The organism is Streptomyces sp. NBC_01551, from assembly GCF_026339935.1.
Classification (GTDB): Bacteria; Actinomycetota; Actinomycetes; order Streptomycetales; family Streptomycetaceae; genus Streptomyces.
In genome coordinates this window covers 4154349-4170864 of the sequence record NZ_JAPEPX010000001.1, presented here as the reverse complement: position 1 = coordinate 4170864, position 16516 = coordinate 4154349, and the positions used below count along the sequence as shown (strand labels likewise).

17 protein-coding genes are annotated in these 16516 nt (G+C 72.4%); 7 read left to right on the top strand and 10 right to left on the bottom strand.

Going from position 1 to position 16516, the window contains the following annotated elements; genetic code table 11:
- Window positions 1–18: 18 nt before the first annotated feature.
- The gene (locus OG982_RS18950) at window positions 19–1065 is read right to left on the bottom strand and encodes an NAD(P)-dependent alcohol dehydrogenase (RefSeq protein ID WP_266785230.1); all 1047 of its coding nucleotides are present in this window, start codon (window positions 1063–1065) and stop codon (window positions 19–21) included.
- A gap of 234 nt (window positions 1066–1299) precedes the next feature.
- On the opposite strand from OG982_RS18950, the gene OG982_RS18945 reads away from it, so the two are divergent.
- A complete protein-coding gene (locus tag OG982_RS18945) occupies window positions 1300–2229 on the top strand; it encodes a helix-turn-helix domain-containing protein (protein WP_266948943.1) in 930 nt (309 codons plus the stop codon).
- A gap of 10 nt (window positions 2230–2239) precedes the next feature.
- Here OG982_RS18945 and OG982_RS18940 read toward each other — a convergent pair whose 3' ends face one another.
- From OG982_RS18940 to OG982_RS18930, 3 genes are all read right to left on the bottom strand, one after another.
- On the bottom strand, window positions 2240–2470 hold the full coding sequence (locus OG982_RS18940) for a hypothetical protein (RefSeq protein WP_266785234.1): 231 nt from the start codon (window positions 2468–2470) through the stop codon (window positions 2240–2242).
- Between the two features lie 15 nt (window positions 2471–2485).
- Window positions 2486–3757 (bottom strand): Ig-like domain-containing protein, encoded by a 1272-nt coding sequence (locus OG982_RS18935; protein WP_266785236.1) that lies wholly within the window; start codon window positions 3755–3757, stop codon window positions 2486–2488.
- Window positions 3758–3899: 142 nt separating this feature from the next.
- The gene (locus tag OG982_RS18930; protein WP_266785238.1) at window positions 3900–4190 is read right to left on the bottom strand and encodes a hypothetical protein; all 291 of its coding nucleotides are present in this window, start codon (window positions 4188–4190) and stop codon (window positions 3900–3902) included.
- 155 nt (window positions 4191–4345) lie between these two features.
- Between OG982_RS18930 and OG982_RS18925 the strand changes: the two genes are divergently transcribed.
- Window positions 4346–4669: a hypothetical protein gene (locus OG982_RS18925; protein WP_266785240.1), complete on the top strand. Its 324-nt coding sequence runs from the start codon at window positions 4346–4348 to the stop codon at window positions 4667–4669.
- Between the two features lie 72 nt (window positions 4670–4741).
- Here OG982_RS18925 and hutH read toward each other — a convergent pair whose 3' ends face one another.
- The 5 genes from hutH to OG982_RS18900 all read right to left on the bottom strand — a co-directional run bounded on the left by hutH (window position 4742) and on the right by OG982_RS18900 (window position 10574).
- Window positions 4742–6283: a histidine ammonia-lyase gene (gene hutH / locus OG982_RS18920; protein WP_266949947.1), complete on the bottom strand. Its 1542-nt coding sequence runs from the start codon at window positions 6281–6283 to the stop codon at window positions 4742–4744.
- 50 nt (window positions 6284–6333) lie between these two features.
- Window positions 6334–7446: a GGDEF domain-containing protein gene (locus OG982_RS18915; protein WP_266785242.1), complete on the bottom strand. Its 1113-nt coding sequence runs from the start codon at window positions 7444–7446 to the stop codon at window positions 6334–6336.
- 108 nt (window positions 7447–7554) lie between these two features.
- Complete coding sequence (locus OG982_RS18910; protein WP_266785244.1) at window positions 7555–8355, bottom strand: enoyl-CoA hydratase/isomerase family protein; 801 nt, start codon at window positions 8353–8355, stop codon at window positions 7555–7557.
- A gap of 23 nt (window positions 8356–8378) precedes the next feature.
- Window positions 8379–9599 (bottom strand): adenylate/guanylate cyclase domain-containing protein, encoded by a 1221-nt coding sequence (locus tag OG982_RS18905; RefSeq protein WP_266785246.1) that lies wholly within the window; start codon window positions 9597–9599, stop codon window positions 8379–8381.
- A 123-nt stretch (window positions 9600–9722) separates the two neighbouring features.
- Window positions 9723–10574, bottom strand: a complete 852-nt coding sequence (locus OG982_RS18900; protein WP_266785248.1) for a biotin--[acetyl-CoA-carboxylase] ligase — start codon at window positions 10572–10574, stop codon at window positions 9723–9725.
- A 333-nt stretch (window positions 10575–10907) separates the two neighbouring features.
- Here OG982_RS18900 and OG982_RS18895 point away from each other — a divergent pair, with 333 nt between their 5' ends.
- The 4 genes from OG982_RS18895 to OG982_RS18880 all read left to right on the top strand — a co-directional run bounded on the left by OG982_RS18895 (window position 10908) and on the right by OG982_RS18880 (window position 13629).
- Window positions 10908–12503, top strand: a complete 1596-nt coding sequence (locus OG982_RS18895) for an acyl-CoA carboxylase subunit beta (RefSeq protein ID WP_266785250.1) — start codon at window positions 10908–10910, stop codon at window positions 12501–12503.
- Between the two features lie 12 nt (window positions 12504–12515).
- Window positions 12516–12725: an acyl-CoA carboxylase epsilon subunit gene (locus OG982_RS18890; RefSeq protein ID WP_266785252.1), complete on the top strand. Its 210-nt coding sequence runs from the start codon at window positions 12516–12518 to the stop codon at window positions 12723–12725.
- A 121-nt stretch (window positions 12726–12846) separates the two neighbouring features.
- Window positions 12847–12981, top strand: a complete 135-nt coding sequence (gene mmpB, locus OG982_RS18885) for a morphogenic membrane protein MmpB (protein ID WP_266785254.1) — start codon at window positions 12847–12849, stop codon at window positions 12979–12981.
- 42 nt (window positions 12982–13023) lie between these two features.
- Window positions 13024–13629 (top strand): nucleoside triphosphate pyrophosphatase, encoded by a 606-nt coding sequence (locus tag OG982_RS18880; protein WP_266785256.1) that lies wholly within the window; start codon window positions 13024–13026, stop codon window positions 13627–13629.
- On the opposite strand, the gene OG982_RS18875 is transcribed toward OG982_RS18880, so the two are convergent.
- Window positions 13610–14074, bottom strand: coding sequence for a hypothetical protein (locus tag OG982_RS18875; RefSeq protein WP_266785258.1), 465 nt, complete (start codon window positions 14072–14074; stop codon window positions 13610–13612). The two genes, OG982_RS18880 and OG982_RS18875, sit on opposite strands and share 20 nt — an antisense overlap.
- Before the next feature lie 424 nt (window positions 14075–14498).
- Between OG982_RS18875 and OG982_RS18870 the strand changes: the two genes are divergently transcribed.
- Complete coding sequence (locus tag OG982_RS18870; protein ID WP_266785260.1) at window positions 14499–16262, top strand: biotin carboxylase N-terminal domain-containing protein; 1764 nt, start codon at window positions 14499–14501, stop codon at window positions 16260–16262.
- Window positions 16263–16516 lie beyond the last annotated feature (254 nt).

Below are 16516 nucleotides of genomic sequence, written 5' to 3'. Positions count from 1 at the left end.
GGCCGTGGGCCCGGGGGCTCAGATCGTCGAGGTGTCGATGACGAAGCGGTAGCGGACGTCGCTGGCGAGGACGCGGTCGTAGGCCGTGTTGATCTCGGCGGCGGTGATCAGTTCGATCTCCGAGCCCAAGGCGTGCTCGGCGCAGAAGTCGAGCATCTCCTGGGTTTCGGCGATGCCGCCGATCATCGAGCCGGCCAGGGTCTTGCGGCCGGTGATGACGGAGAACAGGTTCAGCGCGACCGGCTCCTCCGGGGCGCCGACGTTGACGAGCGCGCCGTCCACCCGCAGCAGGCCGAGGTACGCGCCCAGGTCCAGCGGTGCGGAGACCGTCGACAGGATCAGGTCGAAGCTGCCGGCGAGCTTCTCGAAGGTGGTCTCGTCGTTCGTGGCGTAGTAGTGCGCGGCGCCCAGCTTCAGGCCGTCCTCCCGCTTGCGCAGGGTCTGCGACAGGACGGTGACCTCCGCGCCCAGCGCGTGCGCGATCTTCACGCCCATGTGGCCGAGGCCGCCGAGGCCGACGATCGCGACCTTCTTGCCCGGGCCCGCCTGCCAGTGCTTCAGCGGCGAGTAGAGGGTGATGCCCGCGCACAGCAGCGGGGCGGCGACGTCGAGGGCGAGGCCGTCGGGGATCCGGACGGTGTAGTTCTCGTCGACGACGATGTGCGACGAGTAACCGCCGTACGTGCGCTCGCCGTTCCTGTCGATCGCGTTGTACGTGCCGGTGATGCCCTTGACGCAGTGCTGCTCCTGCCCGGCCAGGCAGTACTCGCACTCCCGGCAGGTGTCGACGAAGCAGCCGACGCCCACCCGGTCGCCGACCGCGAACCTCGTTACCTCGGGGCCGACTTCGGCGACGACACCGGCGATCTCGTGGCCCGGGACCATCGGGTACAGGCCCTCGCCCCAGCCGTCGCGGACCTGGTGGATGTCGGAGTGGCAGATGCCGGCGTACTTGATGTCGATGAGGACGTCGTGCGCGCCGACCGGCCGGCGCGGCACGGTGACGCGCTCCAGCGGGGCCTTCGCGGCCGGGGCGGCGTAGGCGGCGACCTGGGTGACGGACATGGGAACTCCTCGGGGTGTGACGTTCGATCGTGCGGTGGCGCCGTGGTCCGGTGGTGCCGTGGTCCGGTGTTGGTGCGGTCCGGTGTTGGTGCGGTCCGGTGGTGCCGCACTGAACGTTGCCCGAGCCGGGCCGGCGCACCCAGCCCCCTGTCCTGCCTACGACCGGCGTTCCTACCACTGGCGGGGTCAGGAACAAGCCACCGCCGCCCCGCTGCGGCCGGGGATAATCGGGCCATGGACCAGCGTGATCAGCGAGCCGAACTGGGCGAGTTCCTCCGCACCCGCCGCGCCCGACTGCGCCCCGAGGACGTGGGGCTGCCGGACTACGGCCGCCACCGCCGGGTGCCCGGGCTGCGCCGGGAGGAGCTGGCGCAGCTGGCGGGGGTCTCCGTCGCGTACTACACGCGGCTGGAACAGGGCCACGGCCAGAACGTGTCGGCGGAGGTCCTGGACGCGATCGCCCGGGCGCTGCGCCTGGACGGCACCGAGTCCGCGCACCTGACCCACCTGGCGAGCCCGCGCACCCGCAGGCGCCGCCCGTGCGCCCCGCAGGAGCAGGTCCGCCCGGAGCTGCGGGCGCTGCTGGACGCGATGGACGGCGTGCCGGCGTACCTGGTGGGGCGGCGTCAGGACGTCGTCGCCTGGAACCGGCTGGGGGCGGCGGTCTTCGGGGACTTCGGCGCGCTGCCGCCGCAGGAGCGCAACCTCGTACGGCAGGTGTTCCTGGACCCGGCGACGGTCGAGCTGTACACGGACTGGTCGTGCCGGGCCTGCCAGGTGGTCAGCAACCTGCGGATCTACGCCGGTCAGAACGCGGAGGACGAGCAGCTGTCCGCGCTGGTCGGGGAACTGTCGGTGAAGAGCCAGGAGTTCCGGCAGCTGTGGGCGGCGCACACGCTGGCGGACAACAAGACGCGCGGGGTGATGCGGCTGCGGCACCCGCTGGTGGGCGAGCTGAACCTGGACTTCGAGACGCTGGCGCTGCCCGACAGCTCGGCGCAGTCCCTGGTCGCCTTCCACGCGCCGCCGGGCTCCCCCTCGGCCGATGCGCTGCGCCTGCTGGCGTCCTGGTCCGCGCCGACGGCAGGTCCCGCGTCCACGGCGGGTTCCGCGCCGGCGGCAGGTCCCGCGTCTGCGGCCGCCGCGGAACAGCCCGCCGGCTGACCCGGCCTCGTCACAGCCTGAGCTGGAACACCGCCGCCCCGCGCTCGCGCCGGTAGCCGAGGGCCTCGTTGAGCGCCCGCATCGGGGTGTTCTCGCCCGCCACCGTCGTGTCGACGTGCCGCAGCCCGGGGTGGCGCAGCCGCGCCTGTGCCGGCATCCGCAGCTTCAGCGCCCGCCCGAGGCCCCGGCCCCGACGACGGACGGCGGGGACCCCCGAGGGGTCCCCGCCGTCGCTGCTCACGGAAGGCGTCAGGCGTCAGGCGGCCGAGCCGGCCTTCCAGTCCGCCCAGCTCATGTTCCAGCCGTTGAGGCCGTTCTCCGGCTTGATGGTCTTGTCCGGGGAGTTCACCACGGTGACCACGTCGCCGATGAGCGAGTTGTCGAAGAACCACGCCGCCGGCTGGTTCGGGTCGTTCGCGCCCTGCTTGTCGTTCAGGCCGACGCAGCCGTGGCTGGTGTTGGCCGAGCCGAACACCGAGTCGGCGCCCCAGTAGTTGCCGTGGATGAAGGTGCCGGAGTTCGACAGCCGCATCGCGTGCGGGACGTCCTTGATGTCGTACTCGCCCTTGCCGTCACCGTCCGTGAAGCCGACGGTGGCGCCGTTCATCCGGGTCTCCTTGAACTTCTCGGAGATCACCATCTGGCCGTTGTACGTCGGGTTCGCCGGGGAGCCCGCCGAGATCGGGATGGTCTTGAGGACCGAGCCGTCCCGGGTGACGGTCATCTTCTTCGTCTTCGCGTCGACCGTGGAGACCTGGCTCCGGCCGATCTTGAATGTGACGGTCTTGTTCTGGACGCCCGCGATGCCCGGAGCGCCCTGGACGCCCTGGAGCTCCATCTTCAGCGTGACGGTGGACTGCGCCTTCCAGTACTCCTCCGGACGGAAGTCCAGGCGCTGCTCGCCGAACCAGTGGCCCACGACCTCCTGGCCGCTGCTGGAGGAGACGTTGATGGCGGCCTGGACGGCCTTCTTGTCCTTGATCGGCTTGTTGAAGGTGATCGAGACCGGCATGCCCACGCCGACGGTCTGATCGGCCTCCGGCACGAACGAGCCGACGAAGGTGTTCTCCGGGGAGAGCGTGGTGAAGGAGGCGTTCTCGTGCGCTTCCTTGCCCTCGGCGTCCTTGGCGGTCGCCGAGAGGGCGTACTTCGTGGAGCGCTTCAGCGCGGCGCTCGGCTTCCAGCTCTTGCCGTCGGCGGCTATCTTGCCGGTCACGGCCGCGCCCTCGGAGCTCTTGAGCTCGACCTGGGTGAGCGTGCCGTCGGTGACGGCCACGGTGGCGCCGTCGTTCAGCGCGACGTTGGTCGCACCGTCCTTGGGCGTGATGACTATCTTCGCCTTGGACGCGTCCTTGGCGGCCGCCGCGTCGGCCTCCGCCTGGGCCTTGGCGGTCGCCTCGCCCTTCCCCTCGGGCTTGTCTCCCCCGTCGTTGCACGCCGAGAGCACCAGTACGCCACCGAGCACGGCGGATATGGCCACCAGGGACCTTCTCCGTCGCTTGCTGTCCGCCTTCACACGCCACTCCATCGTTGCCGGAACCCCGAGATCCCCCGACTCGCGCCGCGGGACACCCCCACCGGCAGGGGGGAACACCCCCCTGCCTCGTTCGACAACGCAAGATCGACCCGGGTCGGTTCCACATCCTCTTGGAATGTGGGCCACCCCACGGTCAGGCGTTGTCGGTCTTCTCTTCTTCCCCATCTTCCTCGTCCATGTCCCACTCCATGGACTCGGGGTCGTATTCGACGGGCTCGCTGCTCCAGGAGGCCTGTACGAGCTCCACTCCGGGGATGCCCGCGACCAGGTCAGTGGGGTCGATGAGGTAGGCCAGGGCCTCCGATTCGTCCTGCCGAACGGCCGACTCGGCGTGCCCGCGCTCGTCGTCCGGCATGAACTCGTCGCCCTTGATGTGCTCCAGCGCGGCTCCGGTGAGTGCCGCCGCGTCAGGCACCTCAAGCACCAAATCCACCTGGAGTCGTACAAATCGTGATGTCTCAGAAGGGTTCATACGACGGAGCGTAAGCCCGCGGGACCCCCGGCTTTCCCGCGACCCGCCCCTTTGCTTAGCATCACCGCACACGGCCAATTCGCTGCTGCACCAAGGGGGATCGCACCGTGTCCGCACGTCGACCGCTGCTCACCGCTCTCGGAGCGACCACCCTCCTCGCCGCCCTCTCGTTCGTCCCCTCGGCGAACGCCACCTCTCCCGGCGACGACACGAACACCACACAAACCGCCCAGACCTCGCAAACCACCCAGATCATCCAGGCGTTGGACACCCCGGCCTCCGACGCCGGGACACCTGACGCCCCCGCGCTCGCGCTCGCCGACACCGGCGGGGTGGACACCACCCCGTACCTGCTGGGCGGCACGCTCTGCCTGGGACTCGGGGCCGGGTTCGTGGCGTTCTCGGTACGCCGCCGCTCCCAGGCCGGCTGACACCCGTACACGACGAAGGGGCCGCTCCCGGGATCTCCTCCCGGGGGCGGCCCCTTCGCGGCAGCGGTACGACTAGGCGAGCGGGCCCGTCACCGGCTCCACCGCGGCGACGAGGCCGCCGGAGCGGACGAACGCGTCGGCGGCGGCCAGGTCGGGGGCGAGGAAACGATCCGGCCCGGGACCCTCGACACCGGCCGCACGGGCCGCCGCGATGGCCGCCAGGCTGGCCGGGGCCGCCGTCAGCCCGTGGCGCAGCTCGATGGCGCGGGTGGCCGCGTACAGCTCGATGGCGATGATCCGCGTCAGGTTGTCGATGGCGGTACGGAGCTTGCGCGCGGCCGACCACCCCATGGAGACGTGGTCCTCCTGCATGGCGGAGGAGGGGATCGAGTCAGCGGAGGCCGGCACCGCGAGCCGCTTCATCTCGCTGACCAGGGCGGCCTGCGTGTACTGGGCGATCATCAGACCGGAGTCCACGCCGGCGTCGTCCGCGAGGAACGGCGGCAGGCCGTGCGAGCGGTTCTTGTCGAGCAGGCGGTCGGTGCGCCGCTCGGCGATCGAGCCGAGGTCGGCGGCCGCGATGGCCAGGAAGTCCAGTACGTACGCGACCGGCGCGCCGTGGAAGTTTCCGTTGGACTCCACGCGCCCGTCCGGCAGCACGACCGGGTTGTCGACGGCGGAGGCCAGCTCGCGCGAGGCGACCAGGGCGGCGTGCGCCATGGTGTCGCGACCGGCGCCGGCGACCTGCGGGGCGCAGCGCACCGAGTAGGCGTCCTGCACGCGCGGCGCGGACTCCTCCTGGAAGTGCCCGGTGAGCCCGGAGCCCTTGAGCACGGCGGCCATGTTGGCGGCCGAGGCCCCCTGGCCGGGGTGCGGGCGGATGGCGTGCAGCTCGGGGGCGAGGACCTTCTCGGTCCCGAGCAGCGCCTCCAGGGTCAGCGCGGCGGTGATGTCGGCGGACTTGTAGAGCTTGTCGAGGTCGGCGAGGGCCATGACCAGCATGCCGAGCATGCCGTCGGTGCCGTTGAGGAGGGCGAGGCCCTCCTTCTCGCGCAGCTCGACGGGCTCGATGCCGGCCTCGGCGAGCAGCTCGCCGGCGGGGCGGACGACGCCGTCCGGGCCCTCGGCGTCGCCCTCGCCCATCAGCGCGAGCGCGCAGTGGGAGAGCGGCGCGAGGTCGCCGGAGCAACCGAGCGAACCGTACTCGTGCACGACCGGGGTGATGCCGGCGTTCAGTACGGCGGCCATCGTCTGGGCGACGGACGGCCGGACGCCGGTGTGGCCGGAGGCGACCGTCTTGAGCCGCAGGAACATCAGGGCGCGCACGACCTCCCGCTCGACGCGCGGGCCCATGCCGGCGGCGTGCGAGCGGACGATGTTGCGCTGGAGCTGCGCGCGCAGCTCGGGGCTGATGTGCCGGGAGGCGAGGGCGCCGAACCCGGTGGACACCCCGTAGACGGGCTCGGGCTTGGCGGCCAGTGCGTCGACGATCTCGCGGGCGCGGGCCAGGGCGTCGAGCGCCTCGCCGGACAGCTCGACGCGCGCGTTGCCGCGGGCGACGGCGATGACATCCTCGGCGGTGGTCCCGGACGTCCCCACCACGACAGTGTGCATATCCATATTCAGCACCCTACGGACTGAATCGCTTCATGTCACTAGCAAGCTCAGGCGCGGCCGCGGAAGCGGCGCCGCTCGCCGACCCCCTCCTGGGCGGCGTCGGCCAGGCGGACGACGGCGGTGTCCCGGCCCGCGACCACGGGCTGCGCGCTGCGGGCGGCCTTGGCCTTGTACTGGGCGGCGTCGGCCAGCCGGAACAGCCGCCGGGAGGACTTCACCAGTCCGATCGGGTCCCCGGTGGAGGCCACCCCGCAGGCCACACCCTCGCCCAACTCCAGCTCGGCGGCGCGCAGGCACACCTCCTCGGTGACGCGCACCACCTCGTCGGCGGGCGGCCCGACGCTCACCAGGCAGAACTCGTCCCCGCCGAGCCGGGCCACGAGCGCGCCGGGCAGCATGGCGCCGCACAGGCTCAGCACGGACCCGAACCGCTCCAGGAGCCGGTCGCCCATGGCGTGGCCGAGGGTGTCGTTGACCTTCTTGAGGCCGTTCAGGTCACAGACGACGAGGCTCACCACGACCCCGCCGCGCCGGTGCTCCTCCAGGGCCTCGTCGAGCCGCATGTCAACGGCGCGGCGGTTGGCGAGCCCGGTCAGCGGGTCGGTGAAGGCCAGCCGCCGGGCCTCCTCCAGCCGCTCGTTCTGCGCGAGCCCGGCGGCGACCACGGCGGCCAGCACGGTGGCGAATTCGGCGTCGTCCTCGTCGAAGTCGGGCAGCCCGTCGTCACGCGCGACGTACAGCTCGCCCCAGGCCCGCCCGCTGAGCACGATGGGCGCGACCACGCAGGTCCCCCGCCCACGTCTGCGCAGCGCCTCACCACGCCGCCCGGGCCGCCCGCCACCCGCGCTCTCCACCCACGCGTGGGGGCCCCCGCCGCCGGCCCAGCGCTCGTGCAGGAACTCGGTGATCTCGGGAAAGTCGTGCACGGGGTACGACTCGTCCTCGGGGAACTCCTCCTCCCCGATGCGCCGCTCCCCCTCGTTGACGAGCACCCGGAGCCGGCCGCGTTCGCGCTCCCAGGCGGAGATCGCGGCGAACGAGCCGTCCATGGCCAGCCGCGCCCCGCGCGCGGCCGCCCGGACGCTGTCCCTCGGCGCGCAGGCGGCCGCCATGGCCTGCGCGAGCCCCACGACGGCTCGCAGCCGCCCGTCAACTCCCATCACCCCAGGTTAGGGAGTTTTGCCGGTTTTGCCCCTGGGGCCGCGTCCGTGGCTCCGCTCCCCGGAGGCACACCCCGCCACCTCACCCGCCCGGTGCCAGGGCAGCGGTCAGGCGACCGGCCACTGCGGGCGGCGCTTCTCGTTGAAGGCGGCCACGCCCTCCGCGCGGTCGGCGGAGAAGGCGACCGTGCGCCAGGCCGCGTCCTCGATCTCCAGGCCGGCCGTCAGGTCCATGCCGTGGCCCAGGCGCAGCGCCCGCTTGGCGGCGCGAAGGCCCACCGGGGAGTTCGCCGCCATGCGGGACGCCAGAGCGAGGGCCTCCTCGCGGTCCGTGCCCGGCGGGACGACCGAGTCCACCAGGCCCAGCGCCAGCGCCTCGGCCGCCTCGACTCGCCGCGCCGTGAAGATCAGCTCCGCCGCCCGCGCCGCGCCCACCCGTCGCGGCAGCAGCTGCGTACCGCCGCCGCCCGGGATCACCCCGACCGAGACCTCCGGCAGGCCGACCACCGCCGTCTCGTCCGCCACGATCACGTCACACGCCAGCGCCAGCTCGAAGCCGCCGCCCAGCGCGAACCCGTGCACCGCCGCGATCGTCGGCATCGGCAGCTCCAGCACGCCCCCGTACGCACCGCGCGTGGTCGGCCGCTGAGCCACCAGCTCCGCGTCCGACAGGGAGTTGCGCTCCTTGAGGTCCGCCCCGACGCAGAACGCCCGCTCGGCGGTCGACGAGACCACGACCACCCGTACCGACGCGTCCGCCGCGAGCGCGGCACACGTCGCCCCGATGGCCCTCGCCATCTCCGTCGACACGGCGTTCATCGCCTTGGGGCGGTCCAGGACCAGCTCGGCCACCCCGTCGTCACCGTGCCGACGTACCGATACGAACTCCGACTCCGACACCGACACCACGCGGCCCTCCCGGTTAACGAACGTTACCCGGGGATCTTAGGCTTCCGCCGCGTCAGCGACCAGGGCTCCACGACGCCCAGCCCGCGCACCGGCCGCTGCCACATCGGCTGGAGCGCGAAGCGGTACGCGCCGCCGCCCTCCTCCGACTCGGCTTCCTTCTCCGACACCGGCGCGGCGCCCGTGCGGCCCAGTTCCTCCGCCATCGCCCCGTCCACCAGCACCGCGTCCTTCGGCGCTATCGACGTCAGCCGCGAGGCCAGGTTCACCGTGGTCCCGAAGACGTCGCCCATCCGGGTCGTCACCGTCCCGAACGCGATCCCGACGCGCAGCTCCGGCATCTGCGGATCGGCCTCCATGGTCTCGATCAGCCGCAGCGCGATCTCCGCCGCCGTGCCCGCGTCGTCGGCGCAGTAGAGGACCTCGTCGCCGAGCGTCTTGATCAGCCGGCCGCCGTGCGCCGCCACCAGGTCCGCCGCCGTCGTCTCGAAGGCCTCGACGAGCTCGCCGAGCTCCTCCTCCTCCAGCCGCCGCGTCAGCCGGGTGAAGCCCACCAGGTCCGCGAAGCCGACCGCGAGCCGCCGGTCGACCATCTCCTCGTCGTCCGCGACCTGCACCACCCGCCCGGTGGCGGCCGCCAGCTGCCGCCGCCACACGTAGACGAGGAACTCCTCCAGCTCCGGCAGCAGCAGCTCGACGAGCGGGTACGTGACCTCCGTACGGGTCATTCCCGGCTCCGGCGGCTCCGTCAGGCCCTCCAGGAAGGAGTCGATCTGCCATTCCGCCAACCGGGCGGTGGTCTGCCCCGTGGAGCGCGCCACCTGCACCGCCATCGGTTCGCTCAGCAGCCCCGCCTCGACCAGGCCGGCGAGGCGGCGCAGCGCCAGTACGTCCGCCTCCGTCAGGGCCTTGGCCTGCCCGATGTCCGCGAAGCCCATCGCCCGCCAGAAGCGCGAGGCGAGCTCCATCGAGACCCCGGCGCTGCGGGCCGCCTGGAACGGCGTGTAGCGGCGCTCGGCGCCCAGGATGAGCTGCTCCAGGCGGATGGCGAGCGGGTCGGCCGTCGGCTGGACGGTGTGGTCCACCTCGTGGTGGGGAGTGTGCTGGTCCCGCCCGATCGGCGTCCCGGCACTCGTGCCCCCGCCCGAACCGGAGCCGGAGCCGGTGGGGCCGCTGGGCCCGGCGGGCCCCGTGGCCCCGGAGCCCCCGCCGGCGGACGCGCTGGACGTAGGGTCGTCGACGGTCAAGGGCCGCCTCCTGTCCATTCCGTGCGCACTGCCGAACCGGGTGATCACCGGGAAGGCCGGGATCGCCTAAACCATACGGCAGGTGTGCCGTAGCTCACTCCCCAGTCCGCCACCGGGCCCGCGCTAGCGCACCGACCGCAGGTGGACCACGTCCCCGGCGCCCACGGCCTCCCGCTCCCCGTCCGCCGTCCTGATGACGAGCCGCCCGTCCGCGTCGACCGCCTCGGCCGTTCCGGTGAGCTGACGCCCGCCCGGCAGCTCCGCCCGGACGTGCCGGCCGAGGGTCGCGCAGCCCGCCGCGTAGGTCTCCTGGAGGCCGCTGGCGGCCGGGTCGCCGCCGGCCGCGCGCCAGTCGCCGTACCACTGCTCCAGGGACCGCAGTACGGCCTTCAGCAGCGGCTCCCGGTCCGTGACGGTGGCCTTCGCCAGGGCCAGCGACCCGGCTTCCGGCACCGGCAGCTCGGCGTCGTTCAGCGTCACGTTGAGCCCGATCCCGATGACGACCCCGTCGCCCACCCGCTCGGCGAGGATCCCCCCGGTCTTGCGCTCCTCGCCGTCCACGCTGACCAGCAGGTCGTTGGGCCACTTGAGCGCGGTGTCCACGCCCGCCGCCCGGGAGAGCCCGGTCGCGGTGGCGACCCCGGCGAGCAGGGTCAGCCAGCCCCACCGCTCCTGCGGGACCTCCGGCCCCGGCTTGAGCAGGACGGAGAAGAACAGCCCCGACCGGGCCGGCGCGACCCAGCTGCGGTCCAGCCGCCCGCGCCCGGCGGTCTGCTCCTCGGCGACGAGCACGGCTCCCCCGGGGAGGTCCCCGGCCCGGGAGGCGAGATCGCTGTTGGTGGACCCGGTCGAGGGCAGTACCTCCAGGGAGGTCCACAGCCCCCCGTCGGTGACCATGGCCCGCCGCAGCGCGGCGGCGTTCAGCGGCGGCCGGTCGAGGCTCGACCAGTGGCCTGCGGAAGCGTCTGACGGCATCAAAGTTCCCCTTGCCTGGAAGCCCGGCCCCGGGCCGGGACGGAAGCGAGGCAAGCGCGTCTTCTCCGGCGAAGCGGGCATTGAAGTCCACGTCAAACCCTACCGACGCGCGGGCCGCGCGGCCCTCGTGGACGCGGCGCGGCGCGGCCGCCGGCCGGCGCACCCCCTACGCACCCCCTAGGGAAGGTGGCGGGGCCAAGCAAGCCACTTCCGGTGTGTCAAACGCCGCACTGTCGAGGGACGTGCCCGCCGATACGCTACGCACCAGTAGCCAGCAGTAGTCATCCAATTGACCAGGCAGTTGACGACACCACGCAGGGAGCCGCGACCCCGATGTCACAACCCTCAGAGCCGATCGACATGCATACGACCGCGGGCAAGATCGCGGACCTGCAGCGCCGCATCGACGAAGCCACCCACGCCGGCTCCGCACGGGCGGTGGAGAAGCAGCACGCCAAGGGCAAGCTGACGGCGCGTGAGCGGGTGGCCCTGCTGCTGGACGAGGGATCGTTCGTCGAGCTGGACGAGTTCGCCCGGCACCGTTCCACCAGCTTCGGGCTGGAGAAGACCCGCCCCTACGGCGACGGCGTCGTCACCGGCTACGGCACGGTCGACGGCCGCCCGGTCGCGGTGTTCTCGCAGGACTTCACCGTCTTCGGCGGCGCCCTCGGCGAGGTCTACGGCCAGAAGATCATGAAGGTCATGGACTTCGCGCTGAAGACCGGCTGCCCCCTCGTCGGCATCAACGACTCCGGCGGCGCCCGCATCCAGGAGGGCGTCAGCGCGCTGGGCATGTACGGCGAGATCTTCCGCCGCAACGTCCACGCCTCCGGCGTCATCCCGCAGATCAGCCTGATCGTGGGTCCCTGCGCGGGCGGCGCGGTGTACTCCCCCGCGATCACCGACTTCACCGTGATGGTCGACCAGACCTCGCACATGTTCATCACCGGCCCGGACGTCATCAAGACGGTCACCGGCGAGGACGTGGGCTTCGAGGAGCTGGGCGGCGCCCGCACCCACAACTCCACCTCCGGCGTCGCCCACCACATGGCCGGCGACGAGAAGGACGCCATCGAGTACGTCAAGTCCCTGCTGGCGTACCTGCCGTCGAACAACCTCTCCGAGCCGCCCGCCTTCCCGGAGGAGGCGGACACCGAGGTCACCGACACCGACCGCGAGCTCGACGTCCTGATCCCGGACAGCGCGAACCAGCCGTACGACATGCACACCGTGATCGAGCACGTGCTCGACGACGCGGAGTTCCTGGAGACGCAGGCGCTGTTCGCCCCGAACATCCTCACCGGCTTCGGCCGCGTCGAGGGCCACCCGGTGGGCATCGTCGCCAACCAGCCGATGCAGTTCGCCGGCTGCCTGGACATCAACGCCTCCGAGAAGGCGGCCCGGTTCGTCCGGACGTGCGACGCCTTCAACATCCCGGTGCTGACCTTCGTGGACGTCCCGGGCTTCCTGCCGGGCACCGACCAGGAGTACAACGGAATCATCCGGCGCGGCGCGAAGCTGATCTACGCCTACGCCGAGGCCACCGTCCCCCTGATCACCGTCATCACCCGCAAGGCCTTCGGCGGCGCGTACGACGTCATGGGCTCCAAGCACCTCGGCGCGGACCTGAACCTGGCCTGGCCGACCGCGCAGATCGCCGTCATGGGCGCGCAGGGCGCGGTCAACATCCTGCACCGCCGCGCGATCGCCGAGGCGGAGGAGGCGGGCAACGCCGAGGAGACCCGGGCCCGGCTCATCACCGAGTACGAGGACGCGCTGCTCAACCCGTACACGGCCGCCGAGCGCGGTTACATCGACGCGGTGACCATGCCGTCCGAGACCCGCGCGCACGTGGTGAAGGGGCTGCGCCAGCTCCGCACCAAGCGGGAGTCCCTGCCCCCGAAGAAGCACGGCAACATCCCCCTGTAGGAGGTCAGTCCTGTGGTGATCAAGGTCGTCAAGGGAAACCCGACCCCGGAGGAGCTGGCCGCCGCACTGGCGGTGGTCCAAGCGCGCGCGGCGGTGCTGGCCTCGGCGCCGTCGGGCGCGCCCGCGGTCGCGGACGAGTGGGCGGCGCCCTCCCGGGTGGCCCGGCGGCACCTGCCGCAGCCGGGGCCGCGCGCGTGGGGGCGTACGTACTGGCCCGCGTAGCCGGGTCGGGTCGGCCCGGCCCGGTCCGGTCCGGCGGCGCGGCAAATATGGCGTGAACGCACCGTGGCGCCTGAGTACGAGTACTCAGGCGCCACGGCCGCGCCGGGGCCAGGATCGGAGCATGCTCTGGTCAGACCCCAAGGACGAGCCGCCGAAGGACATGCGCGACGTACAGGCCATGCTCCGGCGGCTGATCGTGGTGCTCGCGCTCGCCATGCTCGTGGTGGTGTACGTCCTCGGCGTGGGCCCCTTCTAGCCCCGGCCGGGCGGCTTCCCGGCCGCCCCTACGATGACTGCCATGACTGCCGAACCCCGCGCCCTCGTCCTCGCCTCCGCCTCCCCCGCCCGGCTGAACCTGCTGCGGCAGGCCGGGCTGGCCCCGCACGTCATCGTCAGCAACTTCGACGAGGACACCCTGAACGCGGACAGCCCGGCCGAACTCGCGCTGGCGCTGGCCGAGGCCAAGGCGGCCGTCGTGGCGGCCCTGGACGAGGCCTCGGGCGCCCTGGTGATCGGCTGCGACTCGGTGCTGGAGCTGGACGGCGAGGCGCTCGGCAAGCCGGCCGACGCCGAGGAGGCCACGGCCCGCTGGAAGTCGATGCGGGGGCGGGCCGGCGTACTGCGCACCGGGCACTGCGTGATCGACACGGCGAGCGGGCGTCAGGTCTCGGCCACGGCGTCGACGACGGTCCGCTTCGGCGAGCCGACGGACGCCGAGGTGGCGGCCTACGTGGCGAGCGGCGAGCCGCTGCACGTGGCGGGCGCGTTCACCCTGGACGGCCTGTCGGCCCCGTTCATCGACGGCATCGACGGCGACCCCGGCAACGTCATCGGGCTGTCGCTGCCGCTGCTGCGCTCCCTGCTGGGCGAACTGGGCGTGTCCATCACGGACCTGTGGGCCTGAACTCCACGACCGGGCCCTCGCCCTTGCCCTCGCCCGCGCCCCGGCCCTCGTCCCTGACCGCGTAGAGCGTCAGGGACAGGGCGAGCAGGCAGAAGATCAGCATCACCGCGGCGAAGACGCCCCAGCCGGCGGGTCCGACCGCGAGGGCGCCCAGCACGCCGTGGGTGACCGTGGCGACGATGAGCACGACGCGGGCGGGCCGCCCGGGCGCGAGGTCCCGTACGGCGGCCACGGCGAGCAGGACGGCGCACAGCAGCAGGAAGGCCCCCATGCCCGCGCCCAGCGCGTAGGTTGCCTTGGACATGACATCCGGATCACTGCCGGCGATGGACATCGACTGGTTCGCCGTGGTCCTGCCCAGGACGATGTGGACGAAGACGAGCACGGCCGCTTCCAGGACGAGCACGATCGCGGCCACTCCGGCCACGAGTCTGCGCAGCAGCACGACGCCCCCACCCCCACACGGCACAAGCACGGCACAAGCCCGGTCGACGCCTGGAGGCTACTAACCGGTAATCCGGTGGACAAGGGGTCGGCGCCTCTTCGTTACCGGACGACGCGCCGCACCGCCCGGCGCGCCGCCCCCCGGGAACGGCGCGCCCGGGCCCGGCGGCAAAGAATCATTGGGCCGTTCGTAGGGACTCCACAAAGAATCGGCGCGGCCCGCTGGCCTGGTGGACAGAGACCTCGTATGGGCCACGGGGTTACTGTGCAGTCGGGGATCCCCCTGACCTGGGGCGCCACAAGGCTTTTCCGGACTCAAGGTGTTCTCGAATCACACTCCGTGTGGGCAAGCTCACCTATGGGGAAGGGTCGAAAGGCCGTGTGGGCTGTCCCTAAACTCAGCTTGTTCCAAGGAGGGAGCCATCGTGCGCAAGGTGCTCATCGCCAACCGTGGCGAAATCGCTGTCCGCGTTGCCCGGGCCTGCCGGGACGCCGGGATCGCCAGCGTAGCCGTCTACGCCGATCCGGACCGGGACGCTCTGCACGTCCGCGCGGCCGACGAAGCTTTCGCGTTGGGCGGTGACACCCCGGCCGCGAGTTACCTGGACATCGCGAAGGTCCTTCAGGCCGCGGCCGATTCCGGTGCCGACGCCATCCACCCCGGGTACGGGTTCCTGTCGGAGAACGCCGAGTTCGCGCAGGCCGTCCTCGACGCCGGTCTGACCTGGATCGGCCCGCCGCCGCAGGCCATCCGGGACCTCGGCGACAAGGTCGCCGCCCGTCACATCGCGCAGCGCGCCGGCGCGCCGCTGGTCGCCGGCACCCCGGACCCGGTCTCGGGTGCGGAGGAGGTCGTGGCCTTCGCGAAGGAGCACGGCCTGCCCATCGCGATCAAGGCCGCCTTCGGCGGTGGCGGTCGCGGCCTCAAGGTCGCCCGCACCCTCGAAGAGGTGCCCGAGCTCTACGACTCCGCCGTCCGCGAGGCCGTGGCCGCGTTCGGCCGCGGCGAGTGCTTCGTCGAGCGCTACCTCGACAAGCCGCGGCACGTCGAGACCCAGTGCCTGGCCGACTCCCACGGCAACGTGGTCGTCGTCTCCACGCGTGACTGCTCGCTGCAGCGCCGCCACCAGAAGCTGGTGGAGGAGGCCCCCGCGCCGTTCCTGACGAAGGAGCAGAACGCGGAGCTGTACGCCGCGTCGAAGGCGATCCTGAAGGAAGCCGGCTACGTCGGCGCCGGCACCGTCGAGTTCCTCGTCGGCACCGACGGCACGATCTCCTTCCTGGAGGTCAACACCCGCCTCCAGGTCGAGCACCCGGTCACCGAAGAGGTCACCGGCATCGACCTGGTCCGCGAGATGTTCCGCATCGCCGACGGCGAGGAGCTCGGCTACGGGGACCCCGTGCTGCGCGGTCACTCCTTCGAGTTCCGCATCAACGGCGAGGACCCGGGCCGCGGCTTCCTGCCCGCCCCCGGCACCGTCACCCGGTTCGCCCCGCCGTCGGGTCCGGGCGTCCGCCTCGACGCGGGCGTCGAGTCCGGCTCGGTCATCGGCCCGGCGTGGGACTCCCTGCTCGCCAAGCTGATCGTCACCGGCGCCACCCGCGAGCAGGCCCTGCAGCGCGCCGCGCGTGCGCTGGGCGAGTTCGAGATCGAGGGCATGGCCACGGCCGTTCCCTTCCACCGCGCGGTCGTCGTCGACCCGGCGTTCGCCCCCGCGGGCGGGAACCCGTTCACGGTCCACACCCGGTGGATCGAGACCGAGTTCGTCAACGAGATCCCGGCGTTCACGGCTCCGGCCGCGGACGAGGCGGAGGACGAGCCGGGCCGCGAGACGGTCGTCGTCGAGGTCGGCGGCAAGCGCCTCGAAGTCTCCCTGCCGTCCTCGCTCGGCATGACCCTGGCCCGTACGGCCGCCGCGGGTGGCGCCAAGCCGAAGCGCCGCGCGGCGAAGAAGTCGGGCCCGGCCGCGTCGGGCGACACGCTGGCGTCGCCGATGCAGGGCACGATCGTCAAGGTCGCGGTCGAGGAGGGCCAGCAGGTCGCCGAGGGCGACCTGGTCGTGGTCCTGGAGGCCATGAAGATGGAACAGCCCCTGAACGCGCACCGCGCGGGCACCATCGTGGGCCTCACCGCCGAGGTCGGCGCGAGCCTCACGTCCGGCGCCACGATCTGCGAGATCAAGGACTGACACCCTGAAAACGGGGTTCCCGGGGCCACCGCCCCGGGAACCCCGTTTTTTCATGTGCACCCAACCTCGCCGGACCACCCAGCCCCGCGGGCGTTCGAAGCGGGGGGCGGGGGCGGAGCCCCAGGCCTCCCAGCCCCGCCGGACCACCCAGCCCCGCCGGCGTTTGAGGCGCGGGGTCTGGGGCGGAGCCCCAGGTCTTTCAGCCCCGCCGGCGTTTGAGGCGCGGGGCCGGGCAGCGCCCGGGAGGGGGCCGG